Origin of the sequence: Bacillus sp. MZGC1 (genome assembly GCF_002998605.1) — a bacterium.
GTDB lineage: Bacteria > Bacillota > Bacilli > Bacillales > Bacillaceae > Bacillus.
Genome location: NZ_PVRE01000005.1, coordinates 142015 through 158043, shown reverse-complemented (window position 1 = coordinate 158043; position 16029 = coordinate 142015). Strand labels below are relative to the sequence as shown.

Sequence of the window (16029 nt, the reverse complement as noted above, 5' to 3'; positions counted from 1 at the left end):
TTTTCACTGGGTACTAAAAGACCCCCTCGTCAAAAAGGGGGTCATCATTTCCTTACTCTGCACTCTCCTCAACCTCACGGCTATCCTCTGTTTCACCAATATAAATTGGACCGTTTGCGTGGTCGAGTCGGATTGGCCATTCGTATGGAATTTGAAGTCGTTTAGCAATACCTCTCCAGAATTTTGTAGAATCATATTCGAATTCTTGGAAGTCTTTTAATAAGTCTTTGTAAGACGAGCCATCAAATTGAATGAACATATCTTGAAGGCGCATGAACGCGACATGTCTCACTTCTAATGCTGCCGCAGCTTCCATTTCTTCTTCTGTTGCTTCACCAATGATTGTTCCTGCGGGCGGAAGCATTTCGTATACATTGAATTCCTCTTCTTCTTCGTGTGCTGCATTGTGCTGTTGATCTGACATTTTCTTCACTCCTTCTAGTTTTCATCAAAATTTTATTCGTGCTTACCTTTATTATCGGAAGAAAATGCGGAATGTGGAATGAAAAAAGAAGCAGATCCACAACACTTGCTTTTTCTTCTTGAATCTTTTATGATCAATTACAGATATAAAAGGTCTATAATAGATAGAAAGGAATGTTCCTATGAAATATTCTAAAGCGACCAACTATGCACTTCATACGATGGTGTTTTTAACTCTTGCGCCGAAGGGGAAAGCAATTGGCGTTGAGCCTCTTGCTAAAATGCAAGATCTTTCACCCACCTATTTATCTAAAATTTTAACAAAGCTTGTAAAGGCAGGATTGATTGAATCAACACCTGGTGCAAAAGGTGGTTACGCCATTATGAAACAGAAGGAAGACATTTCGTTTTTAGACGTCATTCAGGCTGTAGAAGGGCAAACGAATTTGTTTCGCTGTTCTTTAGAGCATGATTCTTTCATGCCTCATGATGACTGTTTGATTGAACAGGTCATGCAGGATGTTGAAACAAAAATGCAGGAAACGCTAAGTCAAAAGCGGTTAGTTGATATCGCTAGCCAAATTGAGCAGACAGAAAAAAATCCATTTTTCAACATGTGATTTTTTTGAATAAATTATAGATATTAAGAATCTTTAAAGTCTTGAATAAAAAGGAGAGATTTATATGCTATTAGATTGTGCCATTATTGGAGGCGGGCCAGCCGGATTAAGTGCAGCACTTGTTGTGGGGCGGGGCAGAAAACAGGTCATTGTATTCGATGACGAGATGCCAAGAAATCGAGTGACCCAGGAATCACATGGATTTATTACAAACGATGGAATGACACCGTTTGAGATCAGACAAGCGGGAGAGGCAGATATTCAAAACTACCCTCATATCCAAATAAAGCGAAGCAGAATTGTTGAGATACAAAACAATGAGGACAACTTTACGTTACTGACACAAGAGGGAGAAAGATTCGAAGCGAAGAAAATCATATTGGCAACAGGACTTCAGGATATACTGCCAGAGATTAAGGGAATTCATGACGTGTATGGAAAGACGTTGTTTAGCTGTCCTTTCTGCGATGGCTGGGAGCTAAAGGACAAGCCGCTTGCCCTAATTGCTGAGAATCCACGCGCCTTGCATATGGCTAAACTTCTTTCCAATTGGACAAAGGATTTGATCGTGTTTACGAATGGGCAGCAAGTGTTTGCTGAAGAGGATAAGGCACTGCTATCAGCACATTCTATTCAAGTCATTGATGTAACGATTATGTCAATTCATCATGAGAATGGACAAATGCTCTCTCTACACCTTACGAATGGAGAAACGGTGAAAAGAGAAGGCGGATTTGTCGCAAGTGAATTCAAGCAGTCAGCTCCATTTGCTGAAAAACTAGGCTGTCAAATGACGAAAAATGCCGGCATTGAAACAGATATTCTTGGACGTACAACCGTCAGCGGTGTCTTTGCATGCGGTGACAATTTAGGCGGCCCTGCTCAGCTTGTACTTGCAGCAGCTGCGGGAAGCCAGGCAGGAATGGGCGTCATCCATGAACTTGTGCAAGAGGAATTTCAACAAAAAACATCTCTATGAAAAGAGATGTTCAGCGATGAGCGGTTTTCCGTTTTGCTAAGACGTGAGCTGCCCATTCAAAAAGTGCGTAGATGACAAAGAAGATAAGGATCCAGCTGCTGGCATCGACCCATACATTGGTGATATGAATGATGTTCGCCTAATCAAGTCCAGTCTGTACCCACATGGTGATCAATGCTGTGAGGAACACTTGTAGAAACCATTTTGATTTTTTCAATTGGTCACACCTCCATCTCTTTCCATCATATAAGAAATGACAGTTTATTTCCAATTGTTTTTCCATATGCTCAAGATTAAAATAAGAAATAAAACCAATGGAAGGACATGAGATGAGCGATAAAACCAATAGCTTTTTAAAAAGTCATTTTCCTGATCTTGTCCTCATACCGTCCCTTTTTTATCAATGGCCTTTTGGGCTTCGCTTTGAAGTGGCAGATTGGTCATTAGGAGAAGAATCAGTTGTATTAGAAAAAGCAGGGGATCGTGCTTTGAAAATTGTCAGATATGCTTTTGATCCAGAAGACGATATTCTGTTTGTCACGGATGTCTATACGCAGCATGAACATGAATTAACGAAGACAAAGCTCCTAGTTTATCAGAAATATGTCCGCCAGCAAGTACGCAATCGATTGCGTCACGAGCTTTTGACCTATGTTAGACCAGAACTAGATGAGCCACTGACATTGGAGAGATTTACCTTGACTTGTCGGCTGCAAGATATTCGATTTCGTCCACTTCTACAAGCCATGTGCCGAGAGGATTTCTATGCACCGAATCAAATCATGAACGGGAAGCTTGATTATGAAATTTATCTCATCAATCTCTCGAAACAGATGATTTTCCACTTATATGATGATCGAGGCTGTGATCTCATAGCGTCAGATGCTGAGCGTCTTCGGCCAGTCTATGAGGGCTTACAGCAATGGCTATTAGACTATGATCGTGCTCAGATGGACCGGCTGTTTGCAGCGAAATAAGAAAACCGCACTTTTGACAAGTGCGGTTTTGTTTTATGCTTCTACTTTATTGAAGAACTGTGGTAAATATTCTTTGTGTGCTTCTAGCATCTCATCTAGGATGCTTTTTGCAATCGCATCAGATGGGACGAGCGGGTTGATCGTCATTGCGACAAGTGCTGTGTTGTAATCGCCTGTCACGGCTGCTTCAGCGGCAACACGTTCAAAAGATTTAATTTGAGAAATAAGTCCTTTGACTGCGACAGGCATCTCGCCAACAGCGATTGGTTTAGGACCGTCTTTTGTGATGACGCAGTTGAGTTCAACGGCAGAATCATTTGGAATGTCACTGATGGCACCATTGTTGATGGTGTTCACCGGCTGAATGTCGTGCTTGTCGTTATAAATGGATGCAATCAAGTTACAAGCCGCATCACTGTAGTAAGCACCGCCTCGTTTTTCAAGCTGTGGCGGTTTGATATCAAGATCAGGATCTTTGTAAAGCTCGAACAGGTCATTTTCTAGTGCACGAACGACTTCTGCACGAGTTCCTTCATTCTCTGCTGCTTTCTTTTCTTCAGCCAGCATATCACTTGTTTTGTAGTAGTAGCGGTGATATGGACATGGAATGACGCCAAGCCCTTTTAAGAAATCTGCATTCCACGGAATGGCTTGAATGTTGTTCATCGACATGCTGGAGTTTGGATCTGCCATGTCTTCGATGACTTGATCCATGATGCTTTTGCCATCTAAGAATACATTGAGTCCAAAGACCATATGGTTTAATCCAGCAAAGCTGACTTCGACTCTGCTTGCGTCGACATCAAGTCCTTTGGCGATTCCCATGCGAATACCGATTGGCACGTTGCATAAGCCAACGACTTTGCGATGGTTTGAATAGCGAAGAACGGCTTCTGTGACCATACCAGCTGGGTTGGTGAAATTCACAAGCCATGCGTCTGGGCACAGTTCTTCAATATCTTTGACAATATCAAGAATGACTGGAATGGTGCGAAGTCCTTTGAATAGACCTCCTGGACCATTCGTTTCTTGACCAATGACATCATATTTTAAAGGAATGCGTTCATCCTTCATACGTGCTTCAAGAAGTCCGACACGGAATTGTGTTGTAACGAAATCAGCGCCCGCAAGCGCTTTCCGGCGATCTAATGTTAAATGAACCTCGATTGGAAGTCCTGCTTTTTTCACCATTCGTTTTGCAAGATTTCCGACGATTTCAAGCTTTTCTTTTCCTGCTTCAATATCGACAAGCCAAAGCTCGCTAATCGGAAATTCATCGTATCGTTTAATAAATCCTTCTACAAGCTCTGGTGTATAGCTTGATCCTCCGCCAATTGTGACAACCTTTAATCCTTTTGCCATGTGCTGCACCTCCGAATAATGTAACGCGCAATGTTATAATAGAGAAAAGCCAATTCTTTTGTCTGTACATCTATAGCTTATCGTGAGAGCATCTAGTGCGTAAATGACTTCAGCGTCTTTAGGCAAGGGTGTCTCATTTAGAGATTTGTTACATAAAAGAAACACATTGTGACATGCTGTTGGAGAAAGGGGAAGTCAGATGTTTTCAAGTGAGGTCATTTCCAGCTTTAATGAACTAGAAAGCGCTTTATACCGATACATCATGGAAAACAGTGAAAAGGTCGTGTATATGAGAATTCGGGATTTAGCAGATGCTGCCCATATTTCCACCTCGTCTGTCCTTCGCTTTTGCCGAAAAGTGAATTGTGAAGGCTTTTCAGAGTTTAAAGTGAAACTCAAAATGTATTTAGAATCAGAGCAAACTCCTACTTTAAAAAGCACACAGCACTTTCTATATGAATTTATTGAACGCACACTGAAAGGGGACTTTGAAGGGAAAATTAAGGAGGCAGCAAGGCTCATTGCCGATGCAAAAAATGTGCTGTTTATCGGAACTGGCAGCTCTGGTATTTTGGCACAGTATGGGGCGAGGTATTTTTCGAGTCTTGAGAAATTTTCATTTTACATCAATGATCCGTTTTTCCCGATGAATATGCAGTATTTAGACAATAGTGTCACCATTGTGCTGTCTGTATCAGGGGAGAACCGTATTACGATTGATCATATTTCGAAGTTAAAAAGAGAAGGAAGCAAAATCATTAGTATTACAAACAATCAGCACTGTACGATTTCGCGCATTTCCGATTTAAATATTGCTTATTACGTGACAGACGAACGGGTTCACAGAGCCAATATTACGACACAGACGCCAGTTGTGTATATTTTAGAAGCGATGGCTCGTGACATGTTCGCGATGTTAAAGAAAAAGTAAAAGAGCCGCTGCATGAATCAGCCGCTCTTTTTTTTCTGTCTCATAAAAGCGAGGATGGCAATCCCCGAACAGATGAGCACAAACAAACCGCCTAGCAAATACACAGTCCTCGCTCCGAATGCATCTGCAATCAATCCAACAAAGAAAATAGATAAACCGACAGATACAGAAGAAAGGACGTAATGAGCCGAGTACACCTTTGATAAATCTCGGACGGGCGTTTCCGTTTGAAGAATGGTTTGCTGCGAAACATCTCGAATTTGATAAGCAGGCCCCATCAAAATGCAAAGCAGCAAAGCAAGCCACGGCAGGCTATTCAGTGAAAAGACAATAGTCAGCACTGCATAAATGAATGAACCAGCTGCCATAAAGAGAAGAAGCTGCTTTTGAATCAACCGGCTTATCCACGCAGCCAAGAGCCCGCCTAGAATGGCGCCTGTATAATAAGCGGCGTTGATAAAACCCCACCATTCCTCACTTTCGTTTAAATCATGGGTGACAAAGGCAAGGGTAATCGCCCCGATCCACACAGCGCCCGCCATATTTTCACAAACATCCATAAAGGTCAGAGTGCGAATCGTTTTATTTGTCCAAATAATCGCCCAGCCATCCTTGAAACTGTTCATCTTATTTGCTTTTCGAACCGTGTCTTCTTGCTTGAGAAGAGGAAAAACAGGGATGAAAAACAAATAAGACAACACAATCATGAAACAAGTAATCCACATTAAATAAAAAGGACCAATCAACAGGACGAGCATTCCAGTAAACGAATAACCGGCGATTTGCACCGTTTGATGAAAAATGGAGGCTGTACTGTTCGCTTTCACAAGCTGATTTGCTGGCACAAGCATCGGCATGATGGCCTGTAATAAAGGACTAATGACTCCACCTGTGATGGAAATGAGAATAAGCGCACCAAACAGCCAGACCATATGCTGCTGAAAGAAATGAAATTGGGATGTAAACACGATGAGCATCACAAGACGTAAAAGCGGGACCCATTTCAACAGCCGGCCCGCTTGAAAGTGATCTGCCAAAACAGGAGAGATGAGCCCAGCTAATAGCTGGCATAATGTTCTTATTAGCGGAAATAAAGCCGCATACGCAACAGATTGTGTATCTTGATAGATCACAAACGTGATCGTCATCACAAATAGAATATCACTTAGCATGAGAAGGCTTTTACTGCCTGTATAATACCAAAACTTGTTTCCCATATCCAACCGGCTCCTTTTCAAAAACAAGTTCAGTATAGCATGGTGATGAAGGACCTAGAGGCTTTTCATTGAAAAATACATCTTAAGGATGAGAGGATTGTGATAAGCTAAATGAAAGACATCGCAAGGAAAGGGGTTCAAATCAATGAAAGTACTACCGGCACATGAATTCTTGAATCAGCACAGCATCCCATATGAGATCAAAGCATTTTCTTCCGAAACAGAGAAGGGAGCAGCAAATGTAGCAGCAGCCCTTGGTTTTCGTGAAAGACAAATGATCAAAACATTGATTTTTGAAACAGGGGAAGGGGAGCAGCTGCTTGTGATGGTTGGCGCAGACCAGCATATTAAGTCAGGGAAACTAAAGAAAGCGGCCGGCTCTCGTAATATTAAAATGGCATCACCAGAGAAGGTTCTGGAAGTGACGGGCTACCGAATTGGCTCGATACCGCCATTTTGCTGGCAGCCAGAAGGCTTCCGCACCATCATCGAAGCTTCGTTATTAGAGGAAGAGGTATTAGGCGTTGGAGCAGGCGAATGGGGAAATGAAATCCTCATCACACCAGAACAATTAGTGAAAGCCTCAAAGGCTGTACCGTATGACATTGTTCAACCAGCCGAATAGAAAAAAAGTGCCTGTTTCTTATGCAGGCACTTTTTTAATTTGCAGCAGGCGCCTTAAATGGACCGATATCTTTCATTTGCAGAAAGGCATCCACTGTTCTATTTTCTTCAAGATCATTCGCCCGTTTGCAGATAACAACGGGTCTGACGATTTCTATGCCTTCGATATATACGCGCCCAATCTCTTTCCGCTTGAGACTGCCTTGAACCGCATCACGGGGAACAAGTGTGATCCCATAGCCAGCTTTGATCATTTGAATCGCTTCATGAACACCGCTGAATTGTAAATCAACAGTCGGTTTTTTAATTCCTTTCGAGGTGAAAAGGGAAAAGAGCTTATCTCTTGTGGAGCTGCCTTCTTCACGCATTAAAAAAGGCTCCAGGCTCAGGCGCTCTAGCGGGACGGTTTTTCCGTTTAACGGATGGTCTGCTGGCACAATAAAATCATAGCTTAAATTCGTCAAATGGGAGGTAACGATCTCCTCATGATCCAAATCTTCAATTACAGCGATGGCCACATCTGATTCATATTGAAGCAGGCTGTCTATCACTTGAGCGGAGTTTCCACTTTTTAATTCAATTTCTGTCTGTGGTGAAGACGATTTAAAAGCAGCGAGCCAATCAGGCAGTAAAAAGTTGAGTGGTACGTAGGTAGAAGCGATGCGGAGGCGTCCCTTTTTCCCGTTTTGTAATAGTGTGATCTGATATTCTACTTCCTTTTCAGCCTCGAACACTTGCCGGGCATAAGGATACAGCATCTTTCCCATTTCTGTGAGCGCAATTCCTCGGCCGTTTCGTTTAAAAAGGCGAAAACCGATCTCTCGTTCAATGCTTCTAAGCTGAGCCGTCACAGCTGGCTGTGTCAAAGATAGTGCGTCTGCTGTTTGTGTGACGCTTTTAGTCTCTGCGACCTTTGCAAAAATCCGAAGGGCATGTAAATTCAACTTTGCACCACCTATCAATTATTTTAATGGTTTAATCAAAAACATTCATTAGATTTATTATAAAGCATCCCTTATCGTAAAGATAGCGAAGGGGGAAGGGAAAATGGATCATCGTCAAAAGCAAGTTGTGTCAATATCGCTCATCACAGCATTTGCACTTATTGGGGATTCAATGCTCTATATTGTTCTTCCAGTCTATTGGAAAGAGATTGGTTTATCATCTATTTGGGAGGTCGGGTTACTGCTGTCCATCAACCGATTCATTCGCATTCCGCTAGCGCCTGTCGTTTGGTGGCTCTATCGCTATATCCCAATGAAGACCGGTGTATTAATGGCGATTTTGATCGCGTCAGTGACCACGGCATTATATGGGATGAGTGGTTTTTGGCTGCTGCTGATCTGCCGCTGCGCATGGGGGCTTGCTTGGACGTTACTCCGTATGAGCGGTATGAGGGTTTTGGCTGAAATGGACGAAGGCTCACAAGGACATTTGACGGGTCTTTATAATGGGCTTTACCGGCTTGGCAGTTTATTTGGTATGTTATTTGGCGGGATTTTCGCCAGCTTGTTCGGCTTCCAGTCCATGACGCTTGTCTTTGGTTTACTCACATTGATAGGGTGCGTTTTTTATGTATCTTTGGATGAAATTGAAAAGAGAGAAGGCACGCAGATGTATCATGGCATCAAACAGAAGTGGTTTGCACGAGATGTTGTAAAAGTACTGATAACAGGCATGCTGGTCGCACTTATTATACAAGGTTTATTCGCATCCACGCTGAGTCATGTCATTGAAGCAAAGATCGATCAGGATGAATTTGCTCTATTTGGCTTTGTCATCGGAGCTTCGGCTTTAAGCGGTGTCATTCAAGCAATCAGGTGGGGGTGGGAACCATTTGTCGCACCGAGAACAGGCAAATGGTTTGATCGGCTTGTGATGAAGGAACGAATGCTAAGCTGGATGTTTCTTTCATTTGGAGGGCTCAGTTTTCTTGGGGTCATGCTGAAGGTAAGCGGCTGGTTCCTATTGATGCTGCTTTTGATTCAGCTGCTGGCAACGATTGTAACAACGTTCACCGATACACTTGCCTTTCAAAAAGCCTCTGCTCAAACAGATAAGAACCGCTTTCTCGCAAGCTATTCTTTTGTTCAAGATATGGGTGCTGCTTTAGGGCCTTTGTGCGGATATACGTTGATTCAGTTTTTCGGAACAAACAGTGTCTTTTGGCTGATGCTCATCATAAGCTTAATGCTTGTCAGCATGTGGGCAAGAGGCGGGCAGCTGCATGTTTCTTCTCGTGCAGTGTAAAAAATGAAGCGTTATATAAAAAAACTGCCTCATGCAGCTGATCGCAGAGGCAGTCATATTCTCTTATTCTATGACTGAATCGTAGGCTTTTTGCGTCAGGTGGCTGACAACCTCTTTTAATCCATTTGGTTTATGGAATTCAACAGGTGTGCTTCCTTTTTCGAAGACGATTTGGTCTGCTTCAACGAGCACGACATATCGATTGTTGACCTTCGCAATATGGATCGAGTGGCCAAAGTCCGCGAGAAGTCCTTTGATTTCTGTTTCACCTAGACGCATTTTCATTGTGATATCAGGGGTTTGTTCCACAATGTGAGAAGCTGCTAGTGTGACCTGTTCTGTATCGAGTGTTTCTCTAATTTCTCGTTTTTCACTCGCTTCCCATATTTCAAGATCCTCTTCGAACTGCTTTAATTCTTCACTTTCATCCTGTAATGTTTCAAATACTTGTTCCTGCACCATATTCATGACCTGTGATTTCATGATTTCGGGCATAGATTCCCCGTATTCGACGAATTTCAGAAAGTCCTCAAAATAACGCGCATGTGAGGATTGGTGAATTTTCACTTCAGCTTCCTCTGTCATGCCCTCTTCTGGCATAAACGGATATTGAATCGATTTCATATTTTTTGTTGTAATGGCCATTTCGACTTTTTTGATCAAGGTAGATGTATCAGCGATAGAAGCCACTTTCTGTTCAAAATCGCATTTCATAATAAAGACAAAGGAGTCATCGAAGTACTTTTTAGGGACGGCAGACGCAACTAAAAAAACGCCGCCTCTGACAGCACTTGTATCTAAATACGTGCGAACAAACTGTTCGCTGCATTCATTAAATACTTCTTTTGTATTGGCAAATCTCGTCTGATGAAATAAATTGTAGTTTGGATTTGAATCGAGTTCATGACCGGGTTCGACAATGAATCGGCCAATTTTGGTCGGTACTTGTTCTGATTTAGGGTGTCTGTCCACTTTTCGTTTGACGATTTTTTTTAGCTCACCATCTAAAAAGTCCTTCAGCTCACTTTGTTCAAATTCCTCTTGATCTAATGTTTGATAATGCTTGAACCGTTTATTTGCTTGTTCATCTTTGCCTTCGATTTCTACGACAAAGAATGATAGAAAACGTATCGTAAAATCCATTGATTGGTCACCACTTTTTCTTCTTCGGATATGTTGAGTATAGAAAAAGGAGTGAAAATCGTCAACGAATGGAGAAATATCGTGTCATTATTTCCCGAGAAATGTTTAGTGAAAAACACTTGATAATAATTATCATTCTTGATAGAATGATAAAAGAAAAGAAGGAACCTGCCAGTTCCTTCATCTCAGAAAAACAACTTATTTTGTTTCAAATGTTTCGCAATCAGTTTCAGCATTGCGAGTCACATCAGTCATTGTGTTTTTACCAATTTTAATGGTAGAAGCTGTACAGCTGTTATCAGCCCAAAAACGGCAAGAGTTCACTTCACAAAGTACGTTTTGTGCCATGGGAATTCACCTCCGTGATTCATATTGAGAATGAAGCAAGCTGCCACTTGAATTCATTCCATCTAGTAGTCTCTTTATAAAAAGAGGCTGTTTGTGCTGATGATGCACATGTTTATCATACCATCTACCCTGATAATATACAATTTAAACTTTGAAAGAGCGAGAATACAAATCTCGCTCTTTTTTTATTTGTAAAAATAGTTAAATGCTAGGTGGCACTATCTCTCATTTCGACATATGAATAGAGTAGATTCAAAACCTGATGTCGGACAAAGTCTGAGGGTACATGTACTGATTTTCCGCATAAAGATAAGGTTTTCAATCAAAAATTTTCATAGAGAGATGAGGGGAGAAGATGAAAGCAGTCATTCTCTGCGGAGGAAAGGGAACGAGAATGAGTGAGGTCACACAAGCGCTTCCTAAACCACTTGCTATGATCGGAGATCGGCCTATTCTATGGCATATTATGAAAATCTATCAGTATTACGGAGTAGATGAGTTTATCTTATTGCTTGGATATAAAGGAGAGAAGATCAAAGAATATTTTCTGAACTACGACTGGCGGCATCACAGCATGCAGCTGGATATGGCAACAGGAGAAATGAAGCTTTTAGGAAAGTTAGAGAACTGGAAAATTACCTTTTTAGATACGGGTGAGGAGACGATGACAGGCGGACGGTTAAAGCAGGCACAGGACTACATTGGGGATGAGACATTCATGATGACGTATGGTGATGGACTTGCCAATATCAATATGTTTCATCTGCTGAAGCGTCATCAGGATCTTAGGGCTGCTGCGACTGTCACAGGAATTGAAAAGAAGTCACAGTACGGGACGTTGAAGGTATATAACGGGATGGCACAATCCTTCTCTGAGAAGACAGACAGTATCGGGATGATCAATGGAGGATTTTTTGTGTTGTCTCCAAAGGTATTTGACTATTTGACAGACGATGATCAATGCGTGTTTGAAGCGGAGCCTCTTCAAAATCTGGCGAATGATGGAGAGCTTGCGGTTTATGAGCACCACGGATTTTGGACAGCGATCGATACGTATAAGAACCTGAAGGAAATCAATGGCATGTGGACAAATGGAAAACAACCATGGAAGGTTTGGTGACGGCATGAGCGGATTTTGGAATGGAAAAAACGTATTTGTGACTGGATGTACAGGACTATTGGGAAGCTATCTCGTCAAGGAATTGATTGATCAAGGTGCAAACGTAACTGGACTTGTGCGTGATCAGGTGCCTCGATCGAATTTATATCAAGGCAGTCAATTCGAAAAGATGAATGTGGTGCAAGGTGCATTGGAGGATATGCAAACGATTGAACGTGCGTTAGGAGAATACGAAATTGATACTGTCTTCCATTTGGCGGCGCAGGCCATTGTTGGGGTCGCAAATAGACACCCTGTTTCTACATTTGAAGCCAATATTTTAGGGACATGGAATGTACTGGAGGCTTGTAGAAGACAGCCGCTGATTAAACGAGTCATCGTGGCATCAAGTGACAAAGCATACGGCGATCAAGAGCAGCTTCCATACGATGAAGACATGCCGCTAAATGGGAAACATCCGTATGATGTATCGAAGAGCTGTGCAGATTTAATTTCTCACACGTATTACAACACATATGGTCTTCCGGTTTGTATTACACGCTGCGGCAATTTATACGGGGGCGGGGATTTAAATTTCAACAGAATCATTCCGCAAACCATCCAGCTTGTGTTAGAAGGAGAGGCACCGGAAATTAGAAGTGACGGGACATTTATTCGTGATTACTTCTACATTGAAGATGCGGTCAAGGCTTATTTGCTGCTAGCTGAGAAGATGGAGGAAAAAGGGCTCGCTGGAGAAGCATTTAACTTTAGTAATGAAATTCAGCTGACGGTGCTTGAGCTCGTGGATAAGATTTTAAAGGCAATGGGCAGTGAACTGAAGCCGCGTATTTTAAACCAAGGAACGCATGAGATTAAGCATCAATATTTGTCGGCAGAAAAGGCGAGAAAGCTGCTTGATTGGAAGCCTGACTATTCCATTGATGAAGGTTTAGAGAAGACGATTGAATGGTACCGCGAATTCTTTCAAAAATAGAGGTGTAAGTAGATGAACAGCATATATTGTACGGTTCTATCAAGTGGAAGACTTTATCAAGCCATTGCGTTTTTCTTATCATTGAAGCAAGTAGAAGATGATGCTGTCATCAAGACGTTATGTATGGATGATGCTGCATTTGATCTGCTTCATCAAATGAATTTTCCTCATGTCGATCTTGTTCATGTACGGGAGCTCGAAACGCCGGAGCTGCTGGAGAAAAAAGAGGAACGGGATGCCTCGGAATATTGCTGGACATTAAAGCCGATTTGGATTGAGTGGTTATTTGAACAGGAGCAGGCAGAGGGCGTAACCTATCTTGATGCGGATTTATTTTTTTATGAGAGCCCGAAAGCGATTTTTCAACATCAGCCGGATGCCTCTGTTTTACTCTCGAGAGGGGATATTGTGATTCCGAGCTTCGATCCTGAGGAAGTGAAGATGCTTCAGAAGCTTTTAGGACGATATAACTCAGGCTTCCTGTATTTTAAAGGAGATGAAGCCGGCCGGAAATGCCTCAGCTGGTGGAAAGAAGAATGCTTGAAGGAATGCAAAAATGCGCCGGGAGAAGGCAAGTTTGGCGATCAAGGATATCTGGATCATATGCCGAAGCTGTTTGAAAAAGTGGAAGATATTCAAACAAAAGGCGTGAATATTGGTCATTGGAACTATGGGCAGCATTCTTATCGGGAAGAGAATGGACGTATTTTGCTGGACGATGGGCATCCGCTCATTTGCTATCATTTCAGCGGCTTTCGCATCGTGAGCAAGGATGAGATGCAGCAAATTCATGAAAAAGGGAGAAATGATCTGCCGTTTTTCCAAGAAGCCTATCGAAACGTGCTGCGCCATGTGATTGAATCTGTTGAGAAGGTCGATCCGCTGTTTAACGGCTATGCCAAATTGGAGGGGGATGACGCATGAATGAGAAGCCAAAGGTAAGCGTCATTATTCCAAGCTATAATGCCAAAGAGCGTTTAGAAGGGAGTCTTTTTTCCTTAACGCTTCAGGATACGGATATTCCATTTGAGGTGATTGTCGCTGATAATGGGTCAACGGACGGCACGATGGAAATGCTTGAGAACATTGAGGTGAATTTCCCGTTTAAAAAGGTACGTATTCCTGTCAATCAAGGGATTGCCAAGGGTCGCAATCATGCCATTCGCGAGGCGGAGGGAGACCTGCTGATATTCCATGACAGCGATATGCTGGCAGAGCCGCAATTTATTCAAAAGCATGCGGAGGCACATGCTGTTCATGAGGACCTTGTGATTTGTGGTGTATGCTGGAAGCGGATTTATCGTTATTTTTACGAAGCATTTGATCAGGATCATATCAATCGGTTGAAAAAGCAAGGCTTGTATAAGCGGAAAATGAAAGATAAAACGCCTCTTTTATCAATGAAGGAAGTTGAAAATGGTGGATTTCTAGAGAAAAGCTTCGATTTGCAGTCTGAGTTTATTGATATTCTCAAAGACATTTTGCGCACGTATAACTATGATTTAGGCTCTTATGAGCTGCCGTGGCGATTTTTTATTACGAATAACTCCTCTGTCAAACGTAAGCATGTCATGGCACTCGGGATGTTTGATGAAAATATCGTTCGGTACGGGTTTGAGGATTATGATTTAGGAATTCGTCTGCATCAGCTTGGTCTCTCGTTTGAATTGCGAGAGGATATCATGAGTGTGCATCAGGAGCATCCAAGTAATTTAACGTCATTTGATGACATCAAATATAACATTTTGTATATGTGCGAGAAGTACAACAATATTGATGCCATTGATGTCCATTTGGCTTTCTCTGGTCCATTTTCTCACACCGTCACAAATGACATTGTGAAAGAGGTCCGGCAGCTGCGTGAAAATCCGGCATTCGATGGTCTGCTTTCTTATTTTTTAGAGCTGCTTCATTTGATCACAGAGCGGAATGTAGGCATCAAACGCGATAAAAAAGATCAGCTGACAGCAAAGCATGTCCCTTTGAAAAAGCTGTCAGAAGCAGCGCAGCTTGCACGGCAGGAATATGGCTGCACAGTGCTTGTAGAAGCCATTCAAGGGCTGACGAAAGAGCTATTACGCGTTGATTTGTTTCAAGTGGATGTGTTATAGATGGCGTCTTATCATTTTACAACCATTGTGTCGAATACCCATATTTTTAAGCTTTTGGCGCTGATTCATTCGCTTGAACAAACCGCCCATTCATTCAAGTTGTCGGTTTTATGTGCGGACCCTTTGGCTTACAAGGTGTTAAGTGAATTCCCTCATCCGCACGTTCAATATGAACAGCTTGAAGACATTGAAGATGACACGCTGCGAAAGGCAAAAGATGATCGGACGTTCCATGAGTATTGCTGGACGTTAAAGCCTGCTTTTCTGCTCAAAATCCTTGAGTCCTCAGAAGCGGATTATCTCGCCCATTTGGATACGGATTTGTATTTTTATCATGATCCAGAGGCGGTATTTGCAGAGAATCCGCTCGCTCATTTATTTTTGACGGATCATATGAATTCCAAGCGGTTCTATCACTTTTATGAGTTGTCTGGCCGCTTTAATACTGGATTTGTCGGCTGCCGCAACACAGACGTTGCCAAACAGGCGGTCACACAATGGAAGGAAAACTGTCTTGCACACTGTACAGTAGAAATGGATACAGAAAATAAGACGTATGGAGATCAGCGGTATGTTGAAAGATGGATCGATGATTTTGAAGGGGTCCATGTGGTGACATCTAAAGGAGCCAATGCCGCCATTTGGAATATTGAAAACTACAAGTTTTCAGTTGTGAAAGGGGATATGTATCTCGACGAATGTCCACTCTTGTTCTATCATTTTTCTGCCTTTACGATCATTGATGAGAATACCTTTAATCTTAATTGGTATTACTATATGACAGAACAAAATCTAGTGGATCATCTATATATTCCGTATGCCGATTTGGTTCATCAAAAAATTAAACAGGTGCAAAAGGTCTTTCCAGAATTTCAGCAAGGGTTTATTGCAAAGAAGCACGTTCCTGACACGCATTTTTATGAGATATGAAAAAACCGCTCAATAACT

At 42.2% G+C, this 16029-nt stretch carries 17 protein-coding genes; 11 read left to right on the top strand and 6 right to left on the bottom strand.

The features are described from left to right. Positions 1 to 52: 52 nt before the first annotated feature. Complete coding sequence (locus C6Y06_RS15890; RefSeq protein WP_106037198.1) at positions 53 to 424, bottom strand: hypothetical protein; 372 nt, start codon at positions 422 to 424, stop codon at positions 53 to 55. 181 nt (positions 425 to 605) lie between these two features. Between C6Y06_RS15890 and C6Y06_RS15885 the strand changes: the two genes are divergently transcribed. The 3 genes from C6Y06_RS15885 (at position 606) to C6Y06_RS15875 (ending at position 2999) form a co-directional block, all read left to right on the top strand. Further along, on the top strand, positions 606 to 1043 hold the full coding sequence (locus tag C6Y06_RS15885; RefSeq protein WP_034664606.1) for an Rrf2 family transcriptional regulator: 438 nt from the start codon (positions 606 to 608) through the stop codon (positions 1041 to 1043). 64 nt (positions 1044 to 1107) lie between these two features. Further along, positions 1108 to 2022: an NAD(P)/FAD-dependent oxidoreductase gene (locus C6Y06_RS15880; RefSeq protein WP_106037197.1), complete on the top strand. Its 915-nt coding sequence runs from the start codon at positions 1108 to 1110 to the stop codon at positions 2020 to 2022. 329 nt (positions 2023 to 2351) lie between these two features. Continuing rightward, positions 2352 to 2999: a DUF3885 domain-containing protein gene (locus C6Y06_RS15875; RefSeq protein WP_106037245.1), complete on the top strand. Its 648-nt coding sequence runs from the start codon at positions 2352 to 2354 to the stop codon at positions 2997 to 2999. Between the two features lie 33 nt (positions 3000 to 3032). Here the strand turns inward: C6Y06_RS15875 and C6Y06_RS15870 are convergent, their stop codons facing one another. After that, the gene (locus tag C6Y06_RS15870; RefSeq protein WP_034664592.1) at positions 3033 to 4361 is read right to left on the bottom strand and encodes a 6-phospho-beta-glucosidase; all 1329 of its coding nucleotides are present in this window, start codon (positions 4359 to 4361) and stop codon (positions 3033 to 3035) included. A gap of 199 nt (positions 4362 to 4560) precedes the next feature. Here C6Y06_RS15870 and C6Y06_RS15865 point away from each other — a divergent pair, with 199 nt between their 5' ends. Then, on the top strand, positions 4561 to 5292 hold the full coding sequence (locus C6Y06_RS15865) for a MurR/RpiR family transcriptional regulator (protein ID WP_060595724.1): 732 nt from the start codon (positions 4561 to 4563) through the stop codon (positions 5290 to 5292). Between the two features lie 17 nt (positions 5293 to 5309). Here C6Y06_RS15865 and C6Y06_RS15860 read toward each other — a convergent pair whose 3' ends face one another. Beyond that, on the bottom strand, positions 5310 to 6509 hold the full coding sequence (locus tag C6Y06_RS15860) for an MFS transporter (RefSeq protein ID WP_106037196.1): 1200 nt from the start codon (positions 6507 to 6509) through the stop codon (positions 5310 to 5312). A gap of 145 nt (positions 6510 to 6654) precedes the next feature. On the opposite strand from C6Y06_RS15860, the gene C6Y06_RS15855 reads away from it, so the two are divergent. Beyond that, complete coding sequence (locus tag C6Y06_RS15855; protein ID WP_060595726.1) at positions 6655 to 7134, top strand: aminoacyl-tRNA deacylase; 480 nt, start codon at positions 6655 to 6657, stop codon at positions 7132 to 7134. Positions 7135 to 7168: 34 nt separating this feature from the next. Here C6Y06_RS15855 and C6Y06_RS15850 read toward each other — a convergent pair whose 3' ends face one another. Then, complete coding sequence (locus C6Y06_RS15850; RefSeq protein ID WP_034664581.1) at positions 7169 to 8077, bottom strand: LysR family transcriptional regulator; 909 nt, start codon at positions 8075 to 8077, stop codon at positions 7169 to 7171. 103 nt (positions 8078 to 8180) lie between these two features. Here C6Y06_RS15850 and C6Y06_RS15845 point away from each other — a divergent pair, with 103 nt between their 5' ends. Beyond that, positions 8181 to 9383, top strand: coding sequence for an MFS transporter (locus C6Y06_RS15845; protein WP_106037195.1), 1203 nt, complete (start codon positions 8181 to 8183; stop codon positions 9381 to 9383). A gap of 63 nt (positions 9384 to 9446) precedes the next feature. Here C6Y06_RS15845 and C6Y06_RS15840 read toward each other — a convergent pair whose 3' ends face one another. Then, complete coding sequence (locus tag C6Y06_RS15840; RefSeq protein WP_106037194.1) at positions 9447 to 10526, bottom strand: DUF3900 domain-containing protein; 1080 nt, start codon at positions 10524 to 10526, stop codon at positions 9447 to 9449. 198 nt (positions 10527 to 10724) lie between these two features. Next, a complete protein-coding gene (locus tag C6Y06_RS15835; RefSeq protein WP_003213883.1) occupies positions 10725 to 10874 on the bottom strand; it encodes a DUF1540 domain-containing protein in 150 nt (49 codons plus the stop codon). 355 nt (positions 10875 to 11229) lie between these two features. Here C6Y06_RS15835 and rfbF point away from each other — a divergent pair, with 355 nt between their 5' ends. From rfbF to C6Y06_RS15810, 5 genes are read left to right on the top strand one after another with little or no spacing between them, the layout of a single operon-like run. After that, positions 11230 to 11994: a glucose-1-phosphate cytidylyltransferase gene (rfbF, locus tag C6Y06_RS15830; protein ID WP_106037193.1), complete on the top strand. Its 765-nt coding sequence runs from the start codon at positions 11230 to 11232 to the stop codon at positions 11992 to 11994. Positions 11995 to 11998: 4 nt separating this feature from the next. Continuing rightward, positions 11999 to 12970 (top strand): GDP-mannose 4,6-dehydratase, encoded by a 972-nt coding sequence (locus tag C6Y06_RS15825; protein ID WP_041816148.1) that lies wholly within the window; start codon positions 11999 to 12001, stop codon positions 12968 to 12970. 12 nt (positions 12971 to 12982) lie between these two features. Continuing rightward, a complete protein-coding gene (locus C6Y06_RS15820; protein WP_060595731.1) occupies positions 12983 to 13894 on the top strand; it encodes a putative nucleotide-diphospho-sugar transferase in 912 nt (303 codons plus the stop codon). Then, positions 13891 to 15081: a glycosyltransferase family 2 protein gene (locus C6Y06_RS15815; RefSeq protein ID WP_060595732.1), complete on the top strand. Its 1191-nt coding sequence runs from the start codon at positions 13891 to 13893 to the stop codon at positions 15079 to 15081. Before C6Y06_RS15820 ends, C6Y06_RS15815 begins: the two co-directional genes overlap by 4 nt. Continuing rightward, the gene (locus tag C6Y06_RS15810) at positions 15082 to 16011 is read left to right on the top strand and encodes a putative nucleotide-diphospho-sugar transferase (protein WP_106037192.1); all 930 of its coding nucleotides are present in this window, start codon (positions 15082 to 15084) and stop codon (positions 16009 to 16011) included. The last annotated feature ends 18 nt before the right edge of the window (positions 16012 to 16029 follow it).